The organism is Streptomyces sp. 13-12-16 (assembly GCF_002114215.1).
Taxonomy (GTDB): Bacteria; Actinomycetota; Actinomycetes; order Streptomycetales; family Streptomycetaceae; genus Streptomyces.
Genome location: NZ_NCTE01001010.1, coordinates 1 through 3,093 on the forward strand (window position 1 = coordinate 1; position 3,093 = coordinate 3,093).

Here is a 3,093-nt window from a genome sequence, read left to right on the forward strand (position 1 = left end):
CACGCCGCTACGGTCCCGCGCCCCTTCGGTGTACCGCCGAACCGCGGCGGACTTCGCCGGACCTGCTTAGACTTCCCCGCATGGACGACGCGTTGCGGGACCTGCTCGGGGCGGGGAAGTACCTGTTGGTCACCAGCTACCGCAAGAACGGCACGCCCGTCGCCACGCCGGTGTGGGTGGTGCGGGACGGTGACGCCCTCGGGGTGTGGACCGTCGCCGACTCGTGGAAGGTGAAGCGGATCCGCGCCCGCGGTGACGTCCTCGTCGGCCCCTGCGACATACGCGGCAACCCGACCGGTGACCAGGTCCCCGCCACGGCGGAGATCTGCGACCCGGCCACCACCGCCCGCTACCGGAAGCTGATCGGCCGCAAGTACGGCCTCGTGGGGCGGCTGACCCTGCTGGGCAGCAGGCTGCGCCGGGGTGCGAGCGGCACGGTCGGCATCCGCATCACGCTCTGATCCGCGCGCCCGGACGTGCCCGGCGGACCGTCAGGTCCAGGCCCGGAACGGCTCGTCCACCAACTGGAAGACCGGCTCGCCACGCACCGGGTCCTTGGCCGTCGACAGCCGCACCCGGTCGCCGCCGTGGATGCCGATGGGCGGCCCCATGACCCGGCCGCGCACCACGAACCCCTCGGCCATCTCGATCAGGGACACATTGCGGGCCGCCGGGGTGTTGCGGTGCAGCACCGTGGAATGGCGGACCGTCCCGACGCCCTCGCTGCGCTCCGTGCGCAGGTCGCTGCCCTGACAGACCGGGCAGAGCAGCCGGTGGTACATGGCGGTGCCGCACCAGGTGCAGCGCTGGAAGATCATGGCCTCCGCGTGGTCCCTGCCCTGGGGATCGAGGACACCCGTCGCGGAGCCGGCTGCCTGCTGAGCGACGCTTCCTGAGTGGTGGTACACGCTGGTCAACTCCCTGCACTCGGCCGGAATCCCGCGTGCGCGGTCACCCGGCACGCGCGTGCCGGTGCGCCCTGCCACCGTGCACAGCCACAGAGTATGGCACTCAGTGCCACTCGTAAAGGCACTCCGTACCCCCAAAATGGGGTGGACATCCGTGCAGGGTCACCCGCGCCCGAGCGCGGTCTCCAGCTCCTGCACCACCCTCCACAGCGGTGCCCCGCGCCGCGAGACGACCACCACCACGTCCTCGGGCCCCTCGCCCGCCGCGGCGACGGGCCCGGCGCCGAACGCGGCCCGCACCTGTCCCAGCGCGTGGTCCACCGCGGCCTCCGCGTCCTCCTTCCCCTCCGAACGCAGCCAGGAGCGCAGCGCGTTGTTGTGCGCCGCGACCACCGCAGCCGCGATCACGTCGGCGCGGAGGCTGCCGTCGGGCAGACCGGCGAAGCGGCCCCGCAGGAATCCGGCCAGCGCCCGCTCGTACCGCCAGACCACGGACAGCTCGTACGCCCGCAGTCCGGGCACGCTCTTGGTGAGGCGGTAGCGCTGCACGGAGAACGCCGGGTTCTCGGCGTACATCAGCATCACCAGCCGGGCGGCGTCGCAGACCCTGCGCACCGGATCGTCGTCGGAGCCCGCCGCCAGGAAGGCCGTCATGTCGGCGAGGCAGCGCTCGTGGTCGGGGAAGACCACGTCCTCCTTGGACGGGAAGTAGCGGAAGAAGGACCGCCGGCCCACCCCGGCGAGCGCCACGATGTCGTCGACCGTGGTCTGTTCGTAGCCCCGTTCCAGGAACAGCCGGAACGCCGCCGCGACCAGGGCGTCCCGCATCGGCGGCTTCTCGGCGCTGTCCCCGCGGCCGGGAGCCGCACTGCTGGAGCTCATGCACGGAACGTAGCACCGGGAAGCCACTGATGGCACTCGGTGCCCACATGCACGGAACTCGGTACCGCCGCGTCCCCTTCCCGCAGGCCGTTCCTATGATCGAGCCACCGCCGTCCCCGAGGAGCCCGTATGCCGCCCGCCCGTCCCCGCGTCCTGTACGTCACCGACCTGGCCTACCCGGCCCGCGGGCGCCGCTACTGCGACGAGGACGTCTTCCTCACCTCCCGGCTGCGCGAGCACATCGACCTCGCCCTGTGCCACCCGCGGGACGCCGTCGCCCTGATGGACGGCTTCGACGCCGTCGTGGTCCGCAACAGCGGTCCCGTACTGGCGTACCGGGACGCCTACGACGCCTTCCGCGAGCGCGCCGCCGCGACCGGCACACCGGTCTACAACCCGCTCACCGGCAGGGGCGACATGGCCGGCAAGCAGTACCTGCTCGACCTGACCGCCGCCGGCCGTCCGGTGATCCCCACCGTCGACCGGCCGGAGGACCTGCACCTGCTGCCCGGCACGGAGCGGTACGTGGTCAAGCCCAGGCTCGGCGCCGACTCGATAGGGCTGCGCGTCGTTCCCGCGGACGAGGTGCGCGGACTCGTCGACGGGGAGGTCCTGGTGCAGCCGCACGTCGACTTCGCCCACGAGGTCTCCTTCTACTTCGTCGACCACGACTTCCAGTACGCCCTCTACGCCCCGCGCCCCGAGCGCCGCTGGGAGCTGGAGCCGTACGAACCCGGCCGGGAGGACCTGGACTTCGCCCGGGGCTTCATCGACTGGAACACCCTCGACCACGGCATCCAGCGCGTCGACGCCTGCCGCACGCCGGACGGCGAACTGCTGCTGGTCGAACTGGAGGACCTCAATCCCTACCTGTCCCTCGACGCCCTCGACGACACCGGCCGGGAGGCGTTCGTGTCCGCCATGACGGCGTCTCTGCGCCGCTTCCTCCGCGACGCCTGAACCCGCGGGACCTCCGTCACGTACCTCTATGCGCAAGCGGACCGACCCCCCCCGCGCGGCACGGAAGGAGAGCGACGTGACGACACCGTCCGGACCGGGACGGCCGCACGACGGGCCGCCCCTCGAACCCGTCCGCGTCCTGCGCCCGCGCCGCACCGACGCACTCGCGGAGCTGTTCCGGGAGTGCGAGGAGGCGGGGCGGGGCGGGTACGAGCAGGTGCCGTCGCCCCGGCCGCCGCACGGGTCCGAGGAACGGACACAGGAGCTCCCGCCCGTGGCCGCGGCCCGGCGCACCTCCGGGATCCGCCGCACCGCCCTGGTGCTCGCCGTGGCCGCCGCCGCG

4 protein-coding genes and 1 pseudogene are annotated in these 3,093 nt (G+C 72.7%); 3 read left to right on the forward strand and 2 right to left on the reverse strand.

All coding sequences use genetic code 11. The features are described from left to right. Nucleotides 1-80: 80 nt before the first annotated feature. Entirely contained in the window at nt 81-461 is a 381-nt protein-coding gene (locus tag B7767_RS34160) for a PPOX class F420-dependent oxidoreductase (protein WP_085575486.1), read from the forward strand. Nucleotides 462-491: 30 nt separating this feature from the next. Here the strand turns inward: B7767_RS34160 and B7767_RS34165 are convergent, their stop codons facing one another. Both B7767_RS34165 and B7767_RS34170 read right to left on the reverse strand, forming a co-directional pair. Further along, complete coding sequence (locus B7767_RS34165; protein WP_085575487.1) at nt 492-908, reverse strand: Zn-ribbon domain-containing OB-fold protein; 417 nt, start codon at nt 906-908, stop codon at nt 492-494. 162 nt (nt 909-1,070) lie between these two features. Next, the gene (locus B7767_RS34170) at nt 1,071-1,790 is read right to left on the reverse strand and encodes a TetR family transcriptional regulator (RefSeq protein ID WP_085575488.1); all 720 of its coding nucleotides are present in this window, start codon (nt 1,788-1,790) and stop codon (nt 1,071-1,073) included. 129 nt (nt 1,791-1,919) lie between these two features. Here B7767_RS34170 and B7767_RS34175 point away from each other — a divergent pair, with 129 nt between their 5' ends. Beyond that, nucleotides 1,920-2,750: a hypothetical protein gene (locus B7767_RS34175; protein ID WP_085575489.1), complete on the forward strand. Its 831-nt coding sequence runs from the start codon at nt 1,920-1,922 to the stop codon at nt 2,748-2,750. A gap of 76 nt (nt 2,751-2,826) precedes the next feature. Continuing rightward, a pseudogene (locus tag B7767_RS34180) lies at nt 2,827-3,093 on the forward strand (peptidoglycan-binding protein); the annotation flags it as partial.